General features: G+C 71.6%; 18 protein-coding genes. 6 read left to right on the top strand and 12 right to left on the bottom strand.

Features of this window, described 5'->3' with window-relative positions; all coding sequences use genetic code 11:
- The first annotated feature begins 32 nt into the window (after positions 1-32).
- From OG241_RS13150 to OG241_RS13130, 5 genes are all read left to right on the top strand, one after another.
- A complete protein-coding gene (locus OG241_RS13150; RefSeq protein ID WP_405815462.1) occupies positions 33-878 on the top strand; it encodes a transporter substrate-binding domain-containing protein in 846 nt (281 codons plus the stop codon).
- On the top strand, positions 875-1,711 hold the full coding sequence (locus tag OG241_RS13145; RefSeq protein ID WP_405815461.1) for an amino acid ABC transporter permease: 837 nt from the start codon (positions 875-877) through the stop codon (positions 1,709-1,711). Before OG241_RS13150 ends, OG241_RS13145 begins: the two co-directional genes overlap by 4 nt.
- A complete protein-coding gene (locus tag OG241_RS13140; protein ID WP_405815459.1) occupies positions 1,708-2,547 on the top strand; it encodes an amino acid ABC transporter ATP-binding protein in 840 nt (279 codons plus the stop codon). Before OG241_RS13145 ends, OG241_RS13140 begins: the two co-directional genes overlap by 4 nt.
- A gap of 10 nt (positions 2,548-2,557) precedes the next feature.
- Positions 2,558-3,649 carry an amidohydrolase family protein gene (locus OG241_RS13135; protein WP_405815458.1) on the top strand — a complete coding sequence of 364 codons (1,092 nt, stop codon included), beginning with the start codon at positions 2,558-2,560 and terminating at the stop codon, positions 3,647-3,649.
- 175 nt (positions 3,650-3,824) lie between these two features.
- Positions 3,825-4,733, top strand: coding sequence for an SCO1860 family LAETG-anchored protein (locus OG241_RS13130; protein WP_405815457.1), 909 nt, complete (start codon positions 3,825-3,827; stop codon positions 4,731-4,733).
- A 228-nt stretch (positions 4,734-4,961) separates the two neighbouring features.
- Here OG241_RS13130 and cobC read toward each other — a convergent pair whose 3' ends face one another.
- The 5 genes from cobC to cobM all read right to left on the bottom strand — a co-directional run bounded on the left by cobC (position 4,962) and on the right by cobM (position 10,931).
- Positions 4,962-6,068 (bottom strand): Rv2231c family pyridoxal phosphate-dependent protein CobC, encoded by a 1,107-nt coding sequence (gene cobC / locus OG241_RS13125; RefSeq protein WP_405815456.1) that lies wholly within the window; start codon positions 6,066-6,068, stop codon positions 4,962-4,964.
- Positions 6,025-6,963 carry a sirohydrochlorin chelatase gene (locus tag OG241_RS13120; RefSeq protein ID WP_405815454.1) on the bottom strand — a complete coding sequence of 313 codons (939 nt, stop codon included), beginning with the start codon at positions 6,961-6,963 and terminating at the stop codon, positions 6,025-6,027. The genes cobC and OG241_RS13120 overlap by 44 nt, the downstream gene beginning before the upstream one ends.
- A gap of 106 nt (positions 6,964-7,069) precedes the next feature.
- Entirely contained in the window at positions 7,070-8,776 is a 1,707-nt protein-coding gene (gene cobJ / locus OG241_RS13115) for a precorrin-3B C(17)-methyltransferase (protein WP_405815453.1), read from the bottom strand.
- Positions 8,773-10,095, bottom strand: a complete 1,323-nt coding sequence (gene cbiE / locus OG241_RS13110; RefSeq protein ID WP_405815452.1) for a precorrin-6y C5,15-methyltransferase (decarboxylating) subunit CbiE — start codon at positions 10,093-10,095, stop codon at positions 8,773-8,775. The genes cobJ and cbiE overlap by 4 nt, the downstream gene beginning before the upstream one ends.
- Positions 10,092-10,931 carry a precorrin-4 C(11)-methyltransferase gene (cobM, locus tag OG241_RS13105; protein WP_405815451.1) on the bottom strand — a complete coding sequence of 280 codons (840 nt, stop codon included), beginning with the start codon at positions 10,929-10,931 and terminating at the stop codon, positions 10,092-10,094. The genes cbiE and cobM overlap by 4 nt, the downstream gene beginning before the upstream one ends.
- A gap of 98 nt (positions 10,932-11,029) precedes the next feature.
- Between cobM and OG241_RS13100 the strand changes: the two genes are divergently transcribed.
- Complete coding sequence (locus OG241_RS13100) at positions 11,030-11,779, top strand: ZIP family metal transporter (RefSeq protein ID WP_405815450.1); 750 nt, start codon at positions 11,030-11,032, stop codon at positions 11,777-11,779.
- Between the two features lie 8 nt (positions 11,780-11,787).
- Here OG241_RS13100 and cobI read toward each other — a convergent pair whose 3' ends face one another.
- Genes cobI through OG241_RS13065 form a run of 7 tightly spaced genes read right to left on the bottom strand, consistent with a single transcriptional unit; the run spans position 11,788 to position 22,749 of the window.
- Entirely contained in the window at positions 11,788-12,537 is a 750-nt protein-coding gene (cobI, locus tag OG241_RS13095) for a precorrin-2 C(20)-methyltransferase (RefSeq protein WP_405815448.1), read from the bottom strand.
- Entirely contained in the window at positions 12,522-13,982 is a 1,461-nt protein-coding gene (locus OG241_RS13090) for a cobyrinate a,c-diamide synthase (protein ID WP_405815447.1), read from the bottom strand. The genes cobI and OG241_RS13090 overlap by 16 nt, the downstream gene beginning before the upstream one ends.
- A complete protein-coding gene (gene cobO / locus OG241_RS13085) occupies positions 13,976-14,575 on the bottom strand; it encodes a cob(I)yrinic acid a,c-diamide adenosyltransferase (RefSeq protein WP_334592447.1) in 600 nt (199 codons plus the stop codon). Before cobO ends, OG241_RS13090 begins: the two co-directional genes overlap by 7 nt.
- Positions 14,575-16,626: a putative cobaltochelatase gene (locus OG241_RS13080; protein ID WP_405815446.1), complete on the bottom strand. Its 2,052-nt coding sequence runs from the start codon at positions 16,624-16,626 to the stop codon at positions 14,575-14,577. Before OG241_RS13080 ends, cobO begins: the two co-directional genes overlap by 1 nt.
- The gene (cobN, locus tag OG241_RS13075) at positions 16,623-20,279 is read right to left on the bottom strand and encodes a cobaltochelatase subunit CobN (protein WP_405815445.1); all 3,657 of its coding nucleotides are present in this window, start codon (positions 20,277-20,279) and stop codon (positions 16,623-16,625) included. Before cobN ends, OG241_RS13080 begins: the two co-directional genes overlap by 4 nt.
- The gene (locus OG241_RS13070; RefSeq protein ID WP_405815444.1) at positions 20,276-21,811 is read right to left on the bottom strand and encodes a cobyric acid synthase; all 1,536 of its coding nucleotides are present in this window, start codon (positions 21,809-21,811) and stop codon (positions 20,276-20,278) included. The genes cobN and OG241_RS13070 overlap by 4 nt, the downstream gene beginning before the upstream one ends.
- Positions 21,808-22,749: a cobalamin biosynthesis protein gene (locus OG241_RS13065; RefSeq protein ID WP_405815442.1), complete on the bottom strand. Its 942-nt coding sequence runs from the start codon at positions 22,747-22,749 to the stop codon at positions 21,808-21,810. Before OG241_RS13065 ends, OG241_RS13070 begins: the two co-directional genes overlap by 4 nt.
- Positions 22,750-22,757 lie beyond the last annotated feature (8 nt).

Raw genomic sequence — 22,757 nt, 5'->3', positions numbered from 1 at the left:
CAGAACTCACAGTCCCCCCACAGGAGGTCCCCGTGAACACGGTCCTCGGACGACGGTCCCGCATCCTGGCCGCCACCACCGCGACGGCCGGGCTCCTGCTCGTGGCCGGCTGCTCCTCGGACGACGACGGTGGCGGCGCCTCGAAGACAGCCGCGGGCGGGGTCCAACTCGTCAAGGGCGGCCAACTCACCGTCTGTACGCACCTGCCCTATCCGCCCTTCCAGTCGGTGATCGACGGCAAGGAGCAGGGCTTCGACGTGTCGCTCATCGACCTCGTCGCGAAGAACCTCGGTGTGAAGCAGGAGCTCCTCGACACGCCCTTCGAGAACTTCAAGACGGGTGCCTTCCTCAACGCGGAACAGTGCGACCTCGGCGCGGCCGGCATGACCATCACGGAGGAGCGCAAGAAGAACGTCGACTTCTCCGACCCGTACTTCGACGCGACGCAGGCCGTCCTCGTCGACAAGAAGAGCGGCATCACCTCCTTCGCCGGCCTCAAGGACAAGAAGGTCGGCGCCCAGGCGCAGACGACCGGCGAGGACTACGCCAAGGGCAAGAACCTCGACCCGGTCTCCTTCGAGTCCTCCGACGCCGTCCTCAACGGCCTGCGCACCGGCCAGGTCGACGCCGTGATCATCGACTACCCGGTGGTCCAGGGCTGGCTCAAGGACAAGGCCAACGCCGACGCCTTCAAGGTGGTGGACAACCTCAACACCGGTGAGCAGTACGGCTTCACGGTGAAGAAGGGCAACACCAAGCTGCTCGCCGCCATCAACAAGGTGATCACCGACGCCAAGGCCGACGGCACGTACAAGAAGCTGTACGAGCAGTGGATCGGCCCGTACGACGAGTCCGCGGCCGCTCCGTCCGCGTCATGACCGACGCCGCCACGAAGCAGGTGCAGCCCCGTAAGCAGGGGCTGAGCCGTACCCAGAAGCGGGCGCTGTCCCGTGGCGCCCAGTACGCGCTGTTCGTCGCGGCCGTCGTCGCCCTCGCGGTGTCGGCCGACTGGGCCCGTCTGAAGAACCAGTTCGCGCAGGTGGACCTGGCCAAGCAGATGTTCCCGGAGATCATCACGCTGGCCCTCAAGAACACCGTCCTCTACACCCTCTCGGGCTTTGTCTTCGGTCTGGTGCTGGGGATGGTGATCGCCCTGATGCGGCTGTCACCGGTGGGCCCCTACCGCTGGGTCGCGGGCATCTACATCGAGATCTTCCGTGGTCTGCCCGCCCTGCTGATCTTCATCTTCGTGGGCGTGGCGGTCCCTCTCGCCTTCCCCGGCACGGAGATCCCCGGCGGGACGTACGGCAAGGTGGCGCTGGCGCTCGGCCTGGTGTCGGCCGCGTACATGGCGGAGACGATCCGCGCGGGCATCCAGGCGGTGCCCAAGGGGCAGATGGAGGCGGCCCGTTCGCTGGGCTTCTCGCATGCGCGGGCGATGGTCTCGATCATCGTCCCGCAGGCGTTCCGTATCGTGATCCCGCCGCTCACCAACGAGTTGGTGCTCCTTTTCAAGGACTCCTCGCTGGTGCTGTTCCTCGGCGTCACCCTGGAGGAACGCGAACTGGCCAAGTACGGCCGCGACCTGGCCAGCCAGACCGCCAACTCCACGCCCATCCTGGTGGCGGGCCTGTGCTATCTGCTGGTGACGGTGCCGCTGGGCTTCGTCGTGCGACGGCTGGAGACGAAGACGGGGGAGGCGACGCGATGAGCGACGACAGCAACGACGTGAGCGTCAAGGACACGAGCGTGCCGGAGATCCAGGTCCGGGACCTGTACAAGTCGTTCGGCGACAACGAGGTGCTGCGCGGTATCGACCTGGAGATCCGACAGGGCGAGGTCGTGTGCGTGATCGGCCCGTCCGGCTCCGGCAAGTCGACCCTGCTGCGCTGTGTGAACCTGCTGGAGGAGCCGACGAAGGGCCAGGTGTTCGTCGGCGGTACGGAGGTCACGCACCCGGACGTCGACATCGATGAGGTCCGCCGCCGTATCGGCATGGTCTTCCAGCAGTTCAACCTCTTCCCGCATCTGACGGTGACGGAGAACCTGACGCTTCCGCAGCGCCGGGTCCTGAAGCGGGACAAGGCTCAGGCCGCGCGGGTGGCGGCCGAGAACCTGGAGCGGGTGGGCCTCGCGGAGAAGGCCGACGCCTACCCGTCGTCCCTCTCCGGCGGCCAGCAGCAACGGGTCGCCATCGCCAGGGCGTTGGCGATGGGCCCGGAGGTCATGCTCTTCGACGAGCCGACGTCGGCGCTCGACCCCGAGCTGGTCGGGGACGTCCTGGCGGTGATGCGCAGGCTGGCGAACGAGGGCATGACGATGATGGTCGTCACGCACGAGATGACGTTCGCCCGCGAGGTCGCCGACCGGGTCGTCTTCATGGACGGCGGAGTGATCGTCGAGGACGGCACCCCGGCGCAGGTCATCAGCAACCCCTCCCACGAACGCACCCGCCACTTCCTCTCCCGTCTGCTGGACCCGGCGATGGCGGACGTGGAGGAGGAGACGGCGGAGGCGGAGGGGCAGAAGCCGGAGCTGCCGAACTAAGGTGCCGTCCATGAGCGATCAGGCGATGCTGCAGGTGAAGGGGCGGGTGCTGGTCGGCCCGGAGGAGACCCGCGACGAGCTGTGGGTGGTCGGCGGCAGGATCACGTACGACCGCCCGCCCGGCGCCCGTGACATCCGTACGGTGGAGGGCTGGGCGCTGCCAGGTCTGGTCGACGCGCACTGTCATGTGGGCCTCGGTCCGGAGGGCGCGGTACCGCGGGACACGGCGGAGAAGCAGGCGCTGACCGACCGGGACGCCGGAACCCTCCTCATCCGGGACGCGGGGTCACCGTCGGACACCCGCTGGACCGACGCCCGCGAGGACCTCCCGAAGATCATCAGGGCGGGCCGGCACATCGCCCGCACCCGCCGCTACATCCGGGGCTTCGCACACGAGATCGAGCCGGACGACCTGGTGGCGTACGTCGGCCAGGAGGCCGGGCGCGGCGACGGCTGGGTCAAGCTGGTGGGGGACTGGCTGGACCGCGGCACCGGGGACCTCTCCGCCTGCTGGCCGCGCGAGGAGGTCGAGGCGGCGATCGCGGAGGCCCACCGGCTGGGCGCGCGGGTCACGGCCCACTGCTTCGCGGAGGACTCCCTGCGGGACCTGGTCGAGGCGGGCATCGACTGCGTCGAGCACGCGACGGGCCTGACCGAGGACACGATCCCCCTGTTCGCCGCACGCGGGGTGGCGATCGTCCCGACCCTGGTCAACATCGCGACGTTCCCGAACCTGGCGGCAGCGGGCGACGCCAAGTTCCCGACCTGGTCGGCCCATATGCGCCGCCTGCACGAACGCCGCTACGACACGGTGCGTGCCGCCTACGACGCGGGGATCCCGGTGTACGTCGGCACGGACGCGGGAGGCACGTTGCCGCACGGGCTGGTCGCGGCGGAGGTGGCCGAGCTGACCAGGGCCGGTATCCCGGCGCTCGCGGCACTGTCGGCGACGACGTGGGGCGCGCGGGAGTGGCTGGGGCGGCCCGGGCTGGCGGAGGGGGAGGTGGCCGACCTGGTGGTGTACGAGAGCGATCCGCGGACGGACGTACGGGTGTTGGGGGCGCCGTCGCGGGTGGTGCTGAACGGGCGGGTCGTCGGCTGACCGGAGTGATGCGGGGGACCCGGGTGAATGTGGAGAACATGCGTGCCGTGAGATTCGAAGATCTGCGCGAAAAACTCACGTAGGAGTGAAGTCCCGTCAGATTGCTGACCGTTCACTCGCGGTACGTAATTCTTACCGGGTCCCAAGCGTGTCTCTTCCGAGGGGTCCCCGAACCGTGAACGCCAAGAACTTCCGCCTGCCCGCACGCCGTCTGGCCACCGTCGCGGCGGCCACGGCCCTGGCGGCCGCCGGTCCCGCCTCCCTGGCCCAGGCCACGGAGGACCAGGGCAGCGCGAGCGCGGTTGTCCTCCGCACGGGGCTGAACGTGTCCCTCCTCAACAAGAGCGTGAACGTCCCCCTCGCAGTCTCCCTGAACGAGGTCCAGGCGCCCAGGAGCGCCGAACAGGCAGCGTTGACAGCCTCGTTGGACGGCGTGGACGGCGGAAAGCCGTTCACCGTGCTCGGTGCGGAGGTCGCGGAGTCCAGGGCGACGGTGGCGGACGGAAAGGCGGAGGCCTCGACGAACCTCGCCCACGCCAAGCTGCACGTGCCCGGTCTTCCCCTGCTGTCGTTGATCGAGGTGGAGCAGGTCACGTCGAAGGCGACCTGCGTGGCGGGGGAGAAGCCGGTCGCCTCCGCGAACCTCCTGGGTTCGGTGACGGCCCTCGGAAAGAAGGTGACGCTGACGCCGAGCGGCCCGGTCGAGGTGAAGGTGCCTGGAGTCGGCGAGGTACGGCTGGACCTGTCCCGGACGGAGACGACGACCCGTACGGCGGCGGCGACCGCGCTCGAACTCAAGGTGTCCGTCAACCCGTTGGACCTCAACGTGGCGGAGGTCGAGGGCACGGTGACCTTGGCGAAGGCGACGTGCGAGGCCCCGGCGGTACAGGCGGCTAAGCCGGCGGACCCGGCTAAGCCGGCGGACCCCGTGTCGGAGGTGAAGCCCCAGGGCGCCCCGGCGGAGGCGGGCCTGGCGGAGACGGGCGGCAGCTCGACGACACCGTACCTCGCGGGCGGCGCGGTGGCGCTGCTCGCGGCGGGCGGGGGAGTGGTCGCGCTGGCGCGGCGGCGCGGCAAGAACTGAGCCGACGCCGGAGAGTTTTCCTCGCCCCCGCCGCCCTTACCCGTCCCATCCCTGGGGGCTGCGCCCCAGACCCCGCTGTCGGCCCTGAAGGGGCCTCGTCCTCAAACGCCGGACGGGCTGGTATGTCAGCCCCTTGGGGGTCCCCCCTCTGGGGGAGTTTGAGGAGCGGGGGTTCGGGGGCGGAGCCCCCGAGGATGGGACGGGTAAGGGCGGCGGGGGCGAGAGAACTCACCGCCCAGCCAACATCACCGCCCCGTCGAACGCCTGCAGAAACCCGTTCACCGTCACCCGATCCCGCACAGCCACCCGCAACCACTCCTCCCCCAACCCAGGAAACGTGTCCCCCCGCCGCACCGCATACCCCAGCCCCCGCAACCGTTCCCGCACCACACCCGCCCGCTCCACCCGCACCAGCACGAACGGCCCCTCCGCCGGCCCCACCACCCGCACCCCGTCGGACCCGAACTCCGCCAGCCCGGCGACAAGATGAGCCCGGTCCGCCGCGACCCGCCGCGCCGCCCCCGCCGCCTCCGCCAGCGCCCGCCCCGAAACGCACGCCTCCGCCGCGGCCAACGCCGGCGTGGACACCGGCCACAACGGCTGCGCCCGCTCCAGCCCCACCACCGTCTCCGGCGCAGCCAGCACGTAGCCGATGCGCAGCCCCGCCAGCCCCCACGTCTTCGTCAGGCTCCGCAGCACCACGAGCCCGGGCACGTCCGTCCGCCCGGCCAGCGACTCCCGCTCACCCGGCACCGCGTCCATGAACGCCTCGTCGACCACCAACGTCCGCCCAGGACGGGCGAGTTGGAGAAGAGAAGCCACCGGATGCAGCACCGACGTCGGGTTCGTCGGATTGCCGATCACCACCAGGTCGGCATCCTCGGGCACGAGCGCCGGGTCCAGCCGGAACCCGTCCTCGGCCCGCAACAGCACCCGGTCCACACGGTGCCCGGCATCCCGCAGTGCCGCCTCCGGCTCCGTGAACTGCGGATGCACGACCACCGGCCGGCGCACCTTCAGGGCGCGCGCCAGCAGCACGAACGCCTCCGCCGCCCCGGCGGTGAGCAGCACCCGCTCCACCGGCACCCCGTGCCGAGCCGCAACCGCCGACCGCGCCGCCCGCCCGTCGGGATACGCGGCGAGCCCGCCGAGCGACTCGGCGATGTGCTCACGCAGCCAGGCCGGCGGGGTGTCCGCCCGGACGTTCACGGCGAGGTCGACCAACTTGGCGCCGTCGTCACGCACTTCGGCGTCGCCGTGGTGCCTGAGGTCGTGGCCGTCGGTGTCGTGGTCAGTGCGCATGGGAGTGCGAGTGCCCGTGTGAGTGTTGTCCATGATGGTGACCATCGTGGTCGCTGTCGTCGTCCGGATGGAAGTGCGGCTGCTGAGGCATTCCCACCTTGTCCTCGAAGCCGGGCAGCGCGATCCGGTACACGCACGAGTCGCAGTTCATCCGCAGATCCCCTCGCACCGCCTCCCGGTACCGCTCCATCACCAGGTCGAGCAACTCCGGCTCCGGGCCGATGACCTCGGCGGACCGCACCTTGATCTCCGGGTGCGCGGCGGCCCAGCCCTCCGTCTGGTGCCGTACCCGGTCCGGCAGGATCCCGGTGAACAGGAAGTAGGGCAGGACGACGATCCGCCGCGCCCCCAGCTTCACGCACCGGTCGAGCCCCGACGGCACGTCCGGCGCCGCCAGCGACACGAAGGCCGTCTCGACACCGGCGTACCCGCGCCCCTCCCACAGCAGCCGCGCCGCCTTGAGCACCTCGGCGTTGGCGTCCGGGTCGGTGGAGCCGCGCCCGACCAGCAGCACGGTCACGTCGGCCCGGTCGGCGGGGGTACGCGTCCCACCGCCCAGCGCCTCGTCCAGCCGCCGTTCCAGCACGGTCAGCAGCGCCGGGTGCGGGCCCAGCGGACGCCCGTACGTGTAGGAGATCCCCGGGTGCCGCTCCTTCTCGCGGGCCAGCGCGGCCGGGATGTCCCCCTTGGCGTGCCCGGCGGAGACCAGCATCAGCGGTACGGCGGCGAACCGTCGTACCCCCCGCTCCACCAGCTCGGTCACGGCGTCGCCCAGCGGCGGCGGCGACAGCTCGATGAAGCCGCCCGCGACGGGCAGTTCGGGGTTGCGGCGCCCCAACTCCCGTACGAAGTCACGGAACGCCTCGGCCCCGGCCTCGTCCCGGGTGCCGTGGCCGGCGATGAGCAGGGCGGGCGGCGGGGTGGTCACGATGTCTCCTCGGACGGTGAGGTGGGTGAAGTGGATGAGGTGGGTGAAGTGAAGCGGAACGTACGGCTGTTGAGAAGGAAGAAGCAGTGAAGCACCGGACGAGGGTTCATCGCGGCGCCTCCTGCCAGCGGTATCCGCGAGGCGTGACCATACGGCCCGCGATGTTCCGGGTCGCGGTGTTGCCGACGGTCACGACCGTCATCATGTCGACGGTCGCCGGATCGAGGCCGGCCAGTGTCGTCACACGGCTGGACTCGTCGGGCCGCGACGCGTTCCGTACGACACCCACGGGCGTCGTCGGCTCCCGGTGCGCGCCGAGGACGGCGAGCGCCTTGGGCAGCTGCCAGTCACGGCCCCGGCTGCGCGGGTTGTAGAACGTCACGACGATGTCCGCCTCGGCCGCGGCCAGTACCCGCCGCTCGATGACGTGCCAGGGCGTGTGCAGGTCGGAGAGGCTGATGGACACGTGGTCGTGGCCGAGCGGCGCCCCGAGGATCGCACCGGCGGCGAGGGCGGCCGTGACACCCGGCACCCCGACCACGTCGATGTCGTCCGACGCCTCGGCGAGCGCGGGCGACGCCATCGCGTACACGCCCGCGTCCCCGCTGCCGATCAGCGCGACCGCCTGCCCCTTCCGGGCCTCGGCCACAGCCGTCCGCGCCCGCTCCTCCTCGGCGCCGAGCCCCGACTCCAGGATCCGGGTGCCGGGCCGCAGCAGATCACGGATCTGGTCGACGTACTGATCGAGCCCGACCAGCACCGACGCCCGCCGCAACTCCGCCTCGGCGCGCGGCGTCAGCAGGTCCCGCGCCCCGGGCCCGAGCCCCACGACCGCGAGCCGCCCGCGCCCCGGCCGCCGTACGACGGCACAGGTCGCCATGGCGGGCGCCCCGTCCGCCCGCTCCGACTTCCGCTTGGGTACGAGGAGTTCACCCCCACCGACCAGCGCGGCGGCCTCCGCCACGGACGGCGTACCGACGGCGGCGAGCGGCGCGGCGGAGGGATTGGGCACCTCGACGACGGCCAACTCGTCGGCGGAGTAGGTCACCACGGGCACCCCGAGCCGCTCGGCGGCCCCGATGATCCCGGGCTCGTCCGCCTTCGCGTCGACGGTGGCCAGCGCGGCGACCGAGGCCACAGAGAGCCCCGCGTCCGCCAACGCGCTCCGGACCAGGCCGAGTACCTCGTCGACCGGGGCCCCCTTGGAGGCACCCACACCGACGACGAGGGACGGAGGCCGCAGCACGACCTCGGCCCCGGCGGGCGGGACGGCCCTGTCCGTCACCCGAATCACCGGCCCACCCTCACGCGCCGCACCCCCGGCATTGGCCGGCAGCGCGGGCAACGGCCAGATCGACTCCAGCTCCAGCGCGACGGGTTCACCGTCGAGCAGGGCCCGCGAGACCCCCGCGACATCCCCCTCCACGGGCATCCCGAGCGTGTCGAGGCCCGGCACCCCCACGGAGTCCGTCGCGGTGGTCACCACCGGCTCCGCACCCAGCAACTTCCCGACCGCGAGGGCGAGTTCGTTGGCCCCGCCGCCGTGCCCGCCGACCAGCGACACGGCGAACCGTCCGCCCTCGTCGACGCACACCACACCGGGGTCGGACGCCTTGTCGGCCAGCAGCGGCGCGACCAGCCGTACGACCGCACCCGTGGCCAGGAAGCACACGAGCTGCGAGCACTCCCCGAACGCGCGCCGGACGGCATCGGCGACCGGCCCCTCGTACACACGCGTACGGTCGGGCCAGGCGGCGGCGAGCCGATCACGCGCCGCCGCGCCCGCCGCCGTCGCGGAAATCAGGCCGATCACAGGGTGACTCCTTCACTACCAGTACGTCTGTCTGTATGCGCTTCTGTATGTGATGCGGGGCGTGTGCCCCACAGGAGGAAAACGGGGTTGGTCGCCGCGAGCCGGGACACCTCGCCCGGCAGTGGTGCGAGCCGGGACGACTGCAACAACACCCCGTCGCAGTCGAGTCCGGCGTCGACGAGGGCCGCACGCACGGCCGGTACCCGGTCGAGGGCGGCCATCGCGACCACCACCGTCCGCCGGGCCCGCCGCGCACAGGCGGCGACGATCGCGGGCAGCTCGCGCCCACCCCCACCGATGAACACGGCGTCGGGATCGTCGAGTTCGGACAGCGTGGGCAGGTCGTCGGGTGCGCTGCCTTCCACCACCCGCACCTCGACACCGTGCGCGGCGGCGTTGGCCCGCACCCGCTCCGCACCGTCCGGTGTCTTCTCGACGGCGACGACGGCCGCCCCGAGCCGCGCGCACTCCACGGCCACGGACCCGGAGCCCGCGCCGATGTCCCAGACCAGGTCACCGAGGCGCGGCCCGAGCCGGGCCAGCGCCAGGGCGCGTACCTCGAACTTGGTGATCATCGAGTCGCGATGGGCGAACTCCCGCTCGTCCAGGGCCCATCGGGCGGGCCCGACGGACTCCCCGGCGACCGTGACAGGGACGGTGGCGAGAGCCCGGGCCTCGTCCAGACAGAGCACCACACTCACCGCGTCACCCCAGTCCCGTCGCGCGGCCTCGGCAGGCGTGACCCGCTCGACGCGTTCGAGCTCCGGATCACCCAGCGCCGAGGCGACGACCAGAACGCGCGCCCCCGGACCACCGCCCAGACCATCGCCCGGGCCGCCGACCAGTGCCGCGCCCAGCTCGGCGGGCCCGGCGCCCGGCCCGGTCAGCACCGCCACCTTCGGCCGCGCCCGGCACACGTTCACCGCCGTACGCAGCGCACGCCCGTGCGCGCTGACGACCACGGCGTCGTCCCAGGTCAGCCCCAGCCGGGCGAACGCCGTCGCGACGGAGGACACCCCCGGCCGGACATCGAGCCGCCCGGCCCCGAACCGCTCGGCCAGCGCCCGCACGATCCCGAAGAACCCGGGATCACCGGAGGCGAGCACGACAACGGGCCGTTCCTTCCCGACGTACTCCTCGACGGTGTCGAGCGCGGGAGCCAGCGCCCCGAGGACAACCCGCTCGGCGCCCTGGGACACCGTCGCCGCCACCGCGGCCAGATGCCGCCGGCCGCCCACGACCAACGCGGCCCCGGCGACGGCGGCCGTGGCGTCCGGCGGAAGCGGCGCCCCCGTCCCCGTACCGATGACGGTGATCACGTACTCGCCCCTCGCTCGCGCAACGCCCGGCGGGCCGCCGGGTCGGCCTTGCGGAAGCCGTGGAAGTGGCCGGGGTGGTAGAGGTGCGAGCGGGTACCGCTGGCGTCGAGGGCCGGGCCGACCAGGAACAAGGTGTGCTTCCACAACTTGTGCTCCTTGACCGTCTCCTCCAGCGTCTCGATCGTGCACCGCACGACCAGCTCCTCGGGCCAGGTCGCCTGATAGGCGATGACGACGGGTGTGGTGGTCGGATAACCACCCTCCAGCAGCTCCCGTACGAGCTGTCCACTACGGGCGGCGGACAGGAAGATCGCCATGGTCGTCCCGTGCCGGGCGAACTCCCGCACCTCTTCCCCCGGCGGCATCGGCGTCTTGCCGCCGCCCAGCCGGGTCAGGATCACGGACTGCGCGACCTCGGGGATCGTCAGCTCGCGCTGGGCGAGGGCGGCGACCGCCGAGAAGGAGGAGACCCCGGGGACGATCTCGGTCTCGATGCCGATCTCGGCACATCGGTCGACCTGCTCCTGGGTGCCGCCCCAGAGCGCGGGATCGCCGGAGTGGATACGGGCCACGCGCAGGCCCTCGCGCACGGCACGCTCGTACACGGCGACGACGTCCTCCAGCGACATGGCCGCCGAGTCGAGGATCTCCGCCTCTTCGCGCGCATGTTCGAGAACCGCTTCCTGTACGAGGCTGGCCGCCCAGATCACGATGTCCGCCTCGGCGATGGCGCGGGCCGCGCGGAACGTCAGCAGATCGGCGGCGCCGGGGCCGGCACCGACGAACGTCACCTTGCCGGTGGGAGCGCCAGTGGAAACGTCGGCCGTGGGAGCCATGGGGCGAGATCCTCTCGTAAGGAATGTCGAAAACGTCAGTGAGTATGCGGATAGCTGTGGAGGTGCGCGAAGGCGGGTCGATCGGATAGCAAGAGCACATGGCGGTCTTCGTCGCGCTCGGCGCGTTCCTGATGACGCTGGCCGGCGGCTGGACGGCCCTGCGGGTGACCGACCGCCGCCATCTCGTCCTGGGCCTGGCCGGCGGCCTGATGCTGGGCGTGGTCGGCCTCGACCTGCTGCCGGAGGCGCTGCACGCGGCCGGCGAGGAGGTGTTCGGCGTACCGGCCGCCCTGCTGCTGTTCGTCACCGGCTTTCTGCTGGCCCATCTGGTGGAACGTCTGCTCGCCGTACGACAGGCCGCGCACGGCGCCGCCACGGGGATCGGGGAGCACGGGACGAACGACGGCCGGGCGCCCCAGGTCGGCCTGACGGCCGCCGCGGCGATGGTCGGCCACAGCGCGATGGACGGCGTCGCGATCGGCGCGGCCTTCCAGGTGGGCGGCGGGATGGGCCTCGCCGTCGCGCTCGCCGTGATCGCCCACGACTTCGCCGACGGCTTCAACACGTACACGATCACGAGCCTGTACGGAAACGCCCGCCGCAAGGCCGTGGCCATGCTGTTCGCCGACGCGGCGGCACCGGTCGTGGGCGCGACCTCCACCCTCTTCTTCACGATCCCCGAACGGGCGCTGGGCGGCTATCTCGGCCTCTTCGGCGGCGTACTGCTCTACCTCGCGGCCGCCGAGATCCTCCCCGAGGCCCACCACGACCATCCCACCCACTCGACGGTGCTGTGCACGATCGCGGGCGTGGCGTTCATCTGGCTGGTGGTGGGCCTGTCGGGCTGAGCGGTGGCTCACAACTTGCCGCCCCTGCCGCCGTGGCGTGGCGCGGGCGCGATGAGGGTGGAGAGGTAGGGCAGCGGCGCACCGTCGAGCTCGTCGGCGGGCCGGATGGACTCGTCCTCCAGCCCCAGGGCCGACCCCCACACGGCGTCGCCGATACGCCCGCTCTCCCGCAACGCCTCGGCGACCTCCCGCGCCTGCCGCCCGAACTTGTACGCCACGACGGTGCCCGGCCCGCTGAGCGCCTCCTTGAGCACAGCGGCCCCGGCCGTCACGGGTACGAGTGTCAGCGGCTCGGTCCCCTCGGTGAGCACGGCCCCCGAGCGCGCCGCCAGATCCTGCATCGCGGTGATACCGGGCACGGTCTCCACGGCGACGGACGGCATCAACTCCCCGATCGTGTGGGCGAGATAGGTGAACGTCGAGTACACGTTGGGATCACCGATGGTCGCGAAGGCGACGACGGAGTGCGCGCCGAGCAACTCGGCGACCCGAGCACCGGCGGCATCCCAGGCGGCCTCGCGCCGAGCGTGGTCGGACCGCTCGTTGAGCGCGAAGACGACCCGGACGATCTTCTCGGCGGGCGCGTAGTGCAGCACGGTCGCCTCGGCACGCCCCCGCTCAAGGGTGTCCATCACGGGTACGACGATCACATCGGCGGCGCGCAACGCGTTGACGCCCTTGACGGTCACGAGTTCGGGATCACCGGGCCCGACCCCCACACCGACAAGCCTGCTGATGCTGCTCATGACGTCAGGCACCTCTCCACGAACCGACGGGCGACACCGGGCGCCGACGCCCAGTGCGTGTGCAGATAGCTCGCGTGCACACCACGCTGTACAAACCCTTCGACCCGCCGCGCCGCCCCCCGCACACCCCAGGCGGGAGCCACCCCGGCGCCCGGCTCGACGACGGTCCGATGAAACTCGTGCCCACGCATCCGGGCACCGGCGACCGCGAGCGAACTGTCACTCACGGCAACGGCGTCCCGGTATCCGAGGGTGAGCCGCTCACTCATGTGTGCGGTGGCGTCGAGCACCCCGCACATGGGCAGCCCGTCCAACTCCCGGCACAGATACAGCAGCCCGGCACACTCGGCGGCAACGGGCGCACCGCTCTCGGCGAGGGCGGCGACGGACTTGCGCAGCGACTCATTGGCGGACAACTCACCCCCGAACACCTCAGGAAACCCACCCCCGACGACCAACCCCCGCGTCCCGTCAGGCAGTTCCTCATCCCGAAGCGGATCGAACACGACGACCTCGGCCCCGGCGGCCCGCAACAACTCGACATGCTCGGCATAGGAAAAGGTGAACGCGGCCCCGCCGGCCAGAGCGACGACAGGTGCCCCCAACAGCCCGTCCGGCGTTTGAGGACGAGGCCCCTTCAGGGCCGAAAGCGGGGGTCTGGGGGCGGCAGCCCCCAGGGATGGGACGGGTAGGGGCGGCGGGGGCGAGGAAACCAAGACCTCACCCGCATCCCACTCCGCACACGACAACCCCCCCGCCTCCCGAGCCACCCCCATCAACGCCTCAAGATCACACCCCGCAACAACCTGCGCCCCCATCGCCGCCACAGCCCGCGCAGCAACCCCCCGCCGCTCCGCAACAGGCACCAACCCCAGATGCCGAGAAGGCACCTCCACCTGCGGAACCCGCCGAAGCACCCCCAACACAGGCACCCCCACCGACTCCAACGCCTCCCGCAGCATCTCCTCATGCCGGTCCGAGGCAACCTTGTTGAGAATCACGCCCCCGACCCGCACATCGGGATCCCACGACACGAACCCGTGCACGAGAGCCGCGACGGACCGGGCCTGCGAAGACGCGTCCACCACCAGCACCACCGGCGCCCGCAGCAACTTGGCCACCTGAGCGGTGGACGCGAGTTCCCCCTCGCCCGCTGCCCCGTCGTACAGCCCCATCACACCCTCGACCACGGCGATGTCACACCCGCGCGCCCCGTGCAGGAACAGCGGCCCGACCAACTCGGGCCCGCACATGTACGCGTCGAGATTCCGCCCCACCCGCCCGGTGGCGAGCGAGTGGTACCCGGGGTCGATGTAGTCCGGCCCGACCTTGTGCGGAGACACGGCGAGCCCCCGCGAGGCGAACGCGGCCATCAGCCCCGTGGCGACAGTGGTCTTGCCGCTGCCCGAGGAGGGCGCGGCGATGACCAGCCGGGGCACGGACGAGGCAGTCACCACTCGATCCCCCGCTGCCCCTTCTGCCCGGTGTCCATCGGATGCTTGACCTTCGACATGTCGGTCACCAGATCCGCGAACTCCACCAGCTTCTCCGGTGCGTTCCGCCCGGTGATCACCACATGCTGGGTCCCCGGCCGGTCCCGCAGCACCGAGACCACCTCGTCGACATCGACCCACCCCCAGTGCATGGGATAGGCGAACTCGTCCAGCACGTACAGCTTGTACGTCTCGGCGGCGAGGTCCCGCTTGACCTGCTCCCAGCCCTCGCGGGCCTTCTCCTCGTTGTCGAGCTGCGCGTCACGCTGCACCCACGACCAGCCCTCGCCCATCTTGTGCCAGTCGACGGAGCCGCCCTCCCCGCTGGCCCCCAGCACCCGAAGCGCGTTCTCTTCCCCCACCTTCCACTTCGCCGACTTGACGAACTGGAACACCCCGATGGGCCACCCCTGATTCCAGGCGCGCAACGCCAGCCCGAAAGCGGCCGTCGACTTGCCCTTCCCGACCCCGGTATGGACGACGACAAGCGGCCGGTTACGCCGCTGCCTGGTCGTCAGACCGTCCTCCGGTACGACACTCGGCTGTCCCTGAGGCATTACGCGGCCCTCCTGCTGCTGTGCCCGTTGCTGTGCCTGTCGCCCTGCACGTCCCTGACCAGCCCGGCGATCGAATCGGCCCGCAATTCGTCCAGCGTCACAGCGGTACCCCCCAAATCGCCGGCGAGCTGAGCGGCCAACCCGAGCCGCACGACCCCCGACTCACAGTCGACGACGACCGAGGCGATCCCCTCGGCCGCGAACAACCGGGCCGCCCGTGCCCCGTGGGCGACCGGCTCGGGGCCGCCGGTGGCCCGCCCGTCCGTCACGACCACGACGAGGGCCCGCCGCGCCGGATCCCGGAGCCGCTCGACCCGCAGCACGTCATGCGCCTTGAGGAGCCCGGCCCCCAGCGGCGTCCGCCCACCGGTGGGCAACGACTCCAGCCGGGCCGCGGCCGCGTCGACCGAGGAGGTCGGCGGCAACGCGACCTCGGCACCCGTGCCCCGAAACGTCACGAGCCCCACCTTGTCCCGCCGCTGATAGGCATCGAGCAACAGCGACAGCACAGCGCCCTTGACGGCACTCATCCGCTGCCGAGCGGCCATCGACCCCGAGGCATCCACGATGAACAGCACGAGATTCCCCTCGCGCCCCTCCCGGGTGGCCTGCCGCAGATCGTCCCGCCGCACGACCAGCCCGCGCCCGACCCGCCCCCGCGCCCGCTGATGAGGCGCCGCCGCCTGCACAGTGGCCGCCAAGTGCAGCTTGGTGAGCGCTCCTTGAGGCCGCCGGGACCCGGTCGTACGCCCCCGCTCGGTACGCGCCCGTGACCGACGCCCGGCAGCACCCTCGCCCACCCCGGGCACACTCAGCACCTTGGTACGAAAGGGCTCACCGGCCCCTACGGGCTGTCGCTCACCGGAACCGGCCCCCGAGGGCTGCGGCTCCCCGCCCTCCCCGGCCTCGGGCGGCGCGCCGGCGCCGTCTCCCTGCGGACCATCGCCAGGCCCGTCGGACTCCGGCGCCTGTCCACCGCCGCCACCGGGCCCGTCCGGCCCAGGATCAGGGTCAGGGTCCTCGTCGTCACCCGAACCCTGTCCGCCGAACTCCTCCAACGTCTCGTCGAGCTTGTTCTCGTCAAGTCCGGGCGCGTCAAAGGGATTCCGGCGCCGCCGGTGGGGCAGAGCGAGCAGCGCGGCCTGCCGGACATCCTCCGCGAGCACGTCGGTACGCCCGGCCCAGGCGGCCAGCGTGACCGCCGTCCGCGCCATCACGATGTCGGCGCGCATCCCGTCCACCTCGAAGGCGGCACAGGTCGCCGCGATCTGCCGCAACGCCCCGTCGCCCAACCGCACGGACGGCAACAGCTCCCGCGCGGCGACGATCCGGGCTCGTACGGCGGACTCCTCGTCGGCCCACCGAGCGGCGAACCCGGCGGGATCGTCGTCGTAGGCCAGCCGCCGCCGTACGACCTCCACCCGCTGGTCGGGCTCCCGCGAGGCCGCGACCTCGACGGTCAGCCCGAACCGGTCGAGAAGCTGCGGCCGAAGCTCACCCTCCTCGGGGTTCATGGTCCCGACGAGCAGGAACTTCGCCGCGTGCCGTACGGAGACACCCTCGCGTTCGACGTAGGAGGCGCCCATCGCGGCGGCGTCCAGGAGCAGGTCGACGAGGTGGTCGTGCAGCAGGTTGACCTCGTCGACGTACAGGATCCCGCGATGCGCGTCGGCGAGCAGTCCGGGCTCGAAGGACTTCACGCCCTCCGAGAGCGCCCGCTCGATGTCGAGCGCCCCGACGAGCCGGTCCTCGGAGGCGCCGACGGGCAGCTCGACCATCCTGGCGGCCCGGGACTCGTAGGCCCCGCCCTCGTGCGGCCCGTCGGGACAGGCCGGATCGGGCGCCCCCGGATCGCACGAGAACCGGCACCCGGCGACGACGTCGACCCCGGGCAGCAGCACCGAAAGAGCGCGCACGGCAGTGGACTTGGCGGTGCCCTTCTCGCCGCGCACCAGCACACCACCCACCGCCGGCGAGACGGCGTTCAGCAACAGCGCGAGCCGCAGGTCGTCCTGGCCGACGACGGCCGTGAACGGAAAGGGAGTACTCACTTGTCGTCGCCCTCCAGGTCGCCTTCGAGCTCCAGATAGGTCGCGCGCAGCCGCTCGATCGTGTCGGCGTCGGGCTCGGCCCACAACCCGCGGTCGGCAGCCTCCAGCAACCGTTCAGTGATCCCGCGCAGCGCCCACGGGTTGGACGTCCTCATGAAGTCCCGGTTCTCCGGGTCGAAGACGTACTCGGCGCTCAACTTCTCGTACATCCAGTCGTCGACGACACCGGCCGTGGCGTCGTACCCGAACAGGTAGTCCACGGTCGCGGCCATCTCGAACGCGCCCTTGTAGCCGTGCCGACGCATGGCGGCCATCCACCTGGGATTCACCACTCGCGCCCGGAACACCCGGTGGGTCTCCTCGCCCAGCGTCCGGGTCTTCACCTGGTCGGGAGTCGCGGAGTCCCCGACGTACGCCTCGGGGCTCGCCCCCGTCAGATGCCGGACCATCGCGACCATGCCGCCGTGGTACTGGAAGTAGTCGTCGGCGTCGACAAGATCGTGTTCCCGCGTGTCCACGTTCTTCGCGGCCACCGCGATCCGCCGGAACGCCGTCTCCATGTCCCCCCGGGCGGCCCTGCCGTCCAGCCCGCGCCCGTACGCGTAACCGCCCCACACCGCGTACACCTCGGCGAGGTCGGCGTCGGACCGCCAGTTCCGCGCGTCGATCAACGGCAGCAGCCCAGCCCCGTAGGCCCCCGGCTTGGACCCGAAGATACGGGCCGTCGCCCGCCGCCGGTCGCCGTGTTCGGCCGCGTCGGCGTCCACGTGGGCCCGTACGAAGTTGGACTCGGCCGGCTCGTCCAGTTCCGCGACCGCCCGCACCGCGTCGTCGATCAGCCCGACCACGTGCGGGAACGCGTCCCGGAAGAACCCGGAGATACGGACCGTGACGTCGATGCGGGGCCGCCCCAGCTCGGCCACCGGCACCACCTCGAACCCGGTCACCCGCCTCGACGCGTCGTCCCACACCGGACGGCAGCCCAACAGCGCCAGGATCTCGGCGATGTCGTCACCCTGCGTCCGCATGGCCGACGTACCCCACACCGTCAGGCCGACGGACGTCGGATACTCGCCGTTGTCGGCCAGATACCGCTGCACGAGCGAGTCGGCGAGCGCCTGCCCGACCTCCCAACTCAGCCTGGACGGAATGGCCTTGGGGTCGACCGAGTAGAAGTTGCGGCCGGTCGGCAGGACGTTCACCAGTCCACGCGTGGGCGAACCCGAGGGCCCCGCCGGGACATAGCCGCCGTCAAGTGCCTTGAGAATGTGGGTGATCTCGTCCGTCGTACGGGCCAGCCGGGGCACCACCTCACGGCAGGCGAACTCCAACACCGCGACGGCGTCAGGGAGTTCGAGCCCCAGTACGTCCCGTACGAGCGCGGGAACTGTCACCGCGTCCCACGCCCGCTCCTCCATGCCCTCCGCGAGCCGTCGGCACAGCTGCTCCAGCAGATCGATCGCGTCGGCGGCCGAACGCGCCGGCCCCTCGACGAGATCCGTCAGCTCGACCGGCAGCTTCACCGGAGCCCCCGGCTCGGCCAGCAACTCCTTCTCCACCAGCCCGAAGTGCTCGGCGAGACAAGCCCGTAGACCCGGCAGCGCGTTTGCTGTGCCACCCCACACCTGCGAGGCACGCAGCACCGCCAGGACGAGGTTCACGCGCGGCTCGGCCTCCGGACCACCGCCGAGAATGTGCAGCCCGTCGCGGATCTGCACGTCCTTGATCTCGCACAGATAGCCGTCGATGTGCATGACGAACGAGTCGAAAGCGTCGTCGTCCGGCTGGTCGTCCACATGCAGGTCGTGGTGCAGCTCGGCCGCCTTGACGAGCGTCCAGATCTGCGCGCGTACCGCCGGAGCCTTCGTCGGGTCCAGGTCGGAGACGAGCGCGTACTCGTCGAGGAGCTGCTCCAGCTTCGCCAGGTCGCCGTAGGTGTCCGCGCGCGCCATCGGCGGCACGAGATGGTCGACGACCGTGGCGTGACCGCGCCGCTTGGCCTGCGTGCCCTCGCCGGGGTCGTTGACGATGAAGGGGTAGACGAGGGGGAGTTCACCGAGCACGGCGTCCGGCCCGCACCCCTTGCTCAGGCCAAGTCCCTTGCCGGGCAGCCATTCCATGGTGCCGTGCTTGCCCATGTGGACGATCGCGTCGGCGCCGAAGGAATTCTCCAGCCACCTGTAGGTCGCCATGTAGTGGTGCGAGGGCGGCATGTCGGGGTCGTGGTAGATCGCGATCGGGTTCTCGCCGAAGCCGCGCGGCGGCTGGATCATCACGACGACGTTCCCGAACTGGAGGGAGGCCAGCACGATGTCGTCCCCGTCGACGTACAGGCTGCCCGGAGGCTCGCCCCACGCCTCCAGCATCCCGGCCTTCAGTTCACCGTCGAGCTTGTCGAACCATGCCTGGTAGTCGGCCAGCGGCACCCGCGCGGGCGCGGCGGCCAGCTGGTCCTCCGTCAGCCACTCCACGTCGTGCCCGCCGGCCGCGATGAGCCGGTGGATCAACTCGTCGCCGTTGTCCGGGTATTCGGTGAGCGAGTACCCGGCGGCGCGCAGCGCGTCCAGCACCCGTACCGCCGAGGCGGGCGTGTCGAGGCCCACCGCGTTGCCGACGCGGGAGTGCTTGGTCGGGTAGGCGGTGAAGACGAGGGCGAGCTTCTTGTCTTCGTTCGGCTTGTACTTCAACCGGGCGTGCCGTACGGCGATTCCGGCGACGCGCGCGGCCCGCTCGGGGTCGGCGACGTACACGGGGACGCCGCCGGGGCCGTCCTCCTTGAAGGAGAACGGCACGGTGATCAGCCGGCCGTCGAACTCGGGGATCGCGACCTGCATCGCCGCGTCCATGGGGGAGAGGGCGGCGTCCGAGGCGTCCCACGTGCTCCTGGACGACGTAAGGCAAAGTCCTTGCAGCACAGGCACGTCGAGGTCGGCGAGCGCCCCGATGTCCCAGGCCTCCTCGTCACCCCCGGCCGACGCGTCCGAGGCATGCGTACCGCCGGCGGCGAGCACGGTGGCGACCAGGGCGTCCGCGCCGGCGAGCAGCTCGTACAGTCCCGCGTCGGCTCCGCGCAGTGAACCGCAGTACACGGGAAGGGCGTTGGCCCCCCGTGCCTCGATCGCCTCGCACAGCGTGTCGACGAACCCGGTGTTGCCGCTGAGCTCGTGGGCCCGGTAGAAGAGCACCCCGATGGTCGGACGGCCGCTCTCGCGGGCGTACGAGCCGTGCACCCCGTACTCGGGCATCTTCTGCGGCTCGACGAACCCCTCGCCGGTCAGCAGCACGGTGTCGGACAGGAACCGTGCCAGCTCCACGAGGTTGGCGGGGCCGCCCTCGACGAGATAGCGCAGCGCCTCCGCGACCACCCCGGCGGGCACCGACGACTCGGCCATCAACTCGGCGTCGGGCACGGCCTCCCCGCCGAGCAGCACGGTGGGCACACCGGACGACTTCAGGTAGGCGAGCCCGTCCTCCCAGGCGCGCTTGCCGCCCAGCAGCCGTACGACGGCGATGTCCGCGCCCTCGACGAGCGCGGGCAGCTCCTCCGCGACATCCACCCGGGTCGGATTGCCGATCCGGTACGAGACACCGGAGGCGGCCCGGGCCGCCAGCAGGTCCGTGTCGGCGGTCGACAACAACAACACTGTGCTCATGCGGGTGCTCCCGGTGGAATGAAGGGCAGTCCTTGCGGCGCGCCCGACTCGATGAGCCGCCAGAGCGCGTCGGTGTCCGCGTGCTGTTCGACGAGATCGCCGAGCAGGTCGAGCTGTTCCTCGCGCAGCGCGGCGAAGGAGGTGTCGGCGGCCGGCACGAAACGGCGGCCCGCGGCGGCGGCCACCTCCCGCAGGAACGCCCGCCGGAACCCGTCGGACTCGAGCGAGCCGTGCCAGTGCGTACCCCAGACGCCGCCGACCCGGCACCCGTCCAGGAAGGGCTCGCCTCCCGCGACCTCGGCGACGCCGTGATGGATCTCGTATCCCTCGACGTGTTCGCCGAGGGCGGTGCCGACGGGCCGGGTGAGGGTCTTCTCCCGGGCGAACCGCACCCGGACGGGAAGGACCCCGAGCCCGTCGACATGGCCCTGTCGGCTCTCGACCTCGTCCTCGATGTGCTCGCCGAGGATCTGGAAGCCACCGCAGATGCCGAGCACGGGCCGCCCCTCGGCGGCGCGGCGGTTGATGGCGTCGGCGAGGCCGCGCTCCCGCAGCCACGCCAGCGCCTTCACCGTCCCGCGCGTGCCCGGAACGACGACGAGGTCGGCGTCGGCCAGTTCCTCCGGCCGGTCCACGAACCGCACCACGACGCCCGGTTCGGCGGCGAGCGCGTCGACGTCGGTGAAGTTGGACATCAGCGGGACCGCGCACACGGCCACCCGGAGCAAGTCCTCCCCGACGGGCGGCGAGACGTTCGACTCCCGCACGGTCCCCCGCAGCGAGACCCGAAGCCCATCCTCCTCGTCGATGCCGAGCCCGTGCCGGAAGGGCAGCACACCGTAGGTCGGCCGGCCGGTGAGCCCCTGGAGCATGTCGAGCCCCGGTTCCAGCAGGGACACGTCCCCCCGGAACTTGTTCACGAGGAACCCGGCGACGAGCGCCTGGTCCTCGGGAGACAGCAGGGCGACGGTCCCGAAGAAGGAGGCGAAGACGCCGCCCCGGTCGATGTCGCCGACGACGAGGACAGGGAGCCGGGCATTCCTGGCGATCCCCATGTTCACGATGTCGGTCCGTCTGAGGTTGATCTCAGCCGGGCTCCCGGCCCCCTCACAGATCACCGCGTCATACGTGCCCCGCAGTTCGGCGAGGCACTCCAGCACGGTCCCGAGAAGTCGCTGCTGTCGTCCCCCGTGATATCCACGGGCGCTCATTTCCCCCACCGGCTTCCCCATGAGCACGACCTGACTGCTCTGGTCGCCCCCCGGCTTCAGCAGCACGGGATTCATGAGGGCGGTGGGTTCCACCCGGCACGCCTGCGCCTGCATGGCCTGCGCCCGCCCGATCTCGGCACCCTCGCGCGTGACGAAGGAGTTGAGGGACATGTTCTGCGCCTTGAACGGCGCGACCCTGACCCCCTGCCGCACCAGCCACCGGCAGATCCCGGCGGTGACGACACTCTTGCCGGCGTCGGAGGTGGTCCCCGCGACGAGCAGCCCCCCACCGAGGCCCCCGCCACTCATGGGGTGCGTCATGCGGTGCGCCCCTTCACCAGGGCCCGCGCGGCGACACTGACGCCGAGCGCGAGCACACCGACGCGACGGGACAGCCGTACCGCCCGTTCGATGTCGTGAACCTCCACAGCACGCCCCTCCTGGTTCAGCACCGGCCGATGCTCGACCCGTCCGCCGTAGGACAGGGTCCCGCCGAGCCGCACGCCCAGGGCGCCCGCGAAAGAAGCCTCCACGGGCCCGGCGTTGGGACTCGGATGCTTACCGGCGTCGTCCCGCCAGGCCTGTACGGCCCCGCGAGGATCCCCACCGGTGAGCGTGGCCAGGACGGCGGTGAGCCGCGCCCCCGGCCACCCCGCCACATCGTCCAGCCGGGCGGCGGCCCACCCGTACCGCCGGTACCGGTCCGACCTGTGACCCACCATCGCGTCAAGGGTGTTGACGGCCCGGAACCCGACCAGCCCGGGCACCCCGCCCAAGGCGCCCCACACCAGCGCGCCCACCACGGCGTCGGAGGTGTTCTCGGCGACGGACTCGACGACCGCCCGGGCGATCCCGGCGGAGTCGAGAGCCTGCGGATCCCGCCCGCACAGATGGGGCAGCCGCTCCCGCGCGCCCTCGACGTCCCCGGTCTCCAGCGACCGGCCGATGGCCCGCGCCTCCCGGCCCAGGGAGGTACCGCCGACGACGGCCCAGGTGGCGGCGGCGGTGAGAGCGACAGAAGCGGTACGGGACGGACGTGCGAGGCAACCGGCCGCCGCGGCAAGGGAGACGGCGCCTCCCACACACACGGCGGTGTGCAGCGCGCCCCACCCGCGATGGTCCCGCCACAGGACCTGTTCGACGGCGCCGGCGGCCCGCCCGAACGCGGCGACCGGATGCCCGCGGCGAGGGTCGCCCAGGATCAGATCAGCGAGGAGTCCGGCGGTGGCGCCGTACGCGAAGACGCGATCGGCACGCATCGGCTCAG

The sequence above is a fragment of the Streptomyces sp. NBC_01390 genome, from assembly GCF_045040105.1.
Classification (GTDB): domain Bacteria; phylum Actinomycetota; class Actinomycetes; order Streptomycetales; family Streptomycetaceae; genus Streptomyces.
Note: the sequence above shows the minus strand (reverse complement) of the source record. Positions and strands in the feature narration are given on the sequence as shown.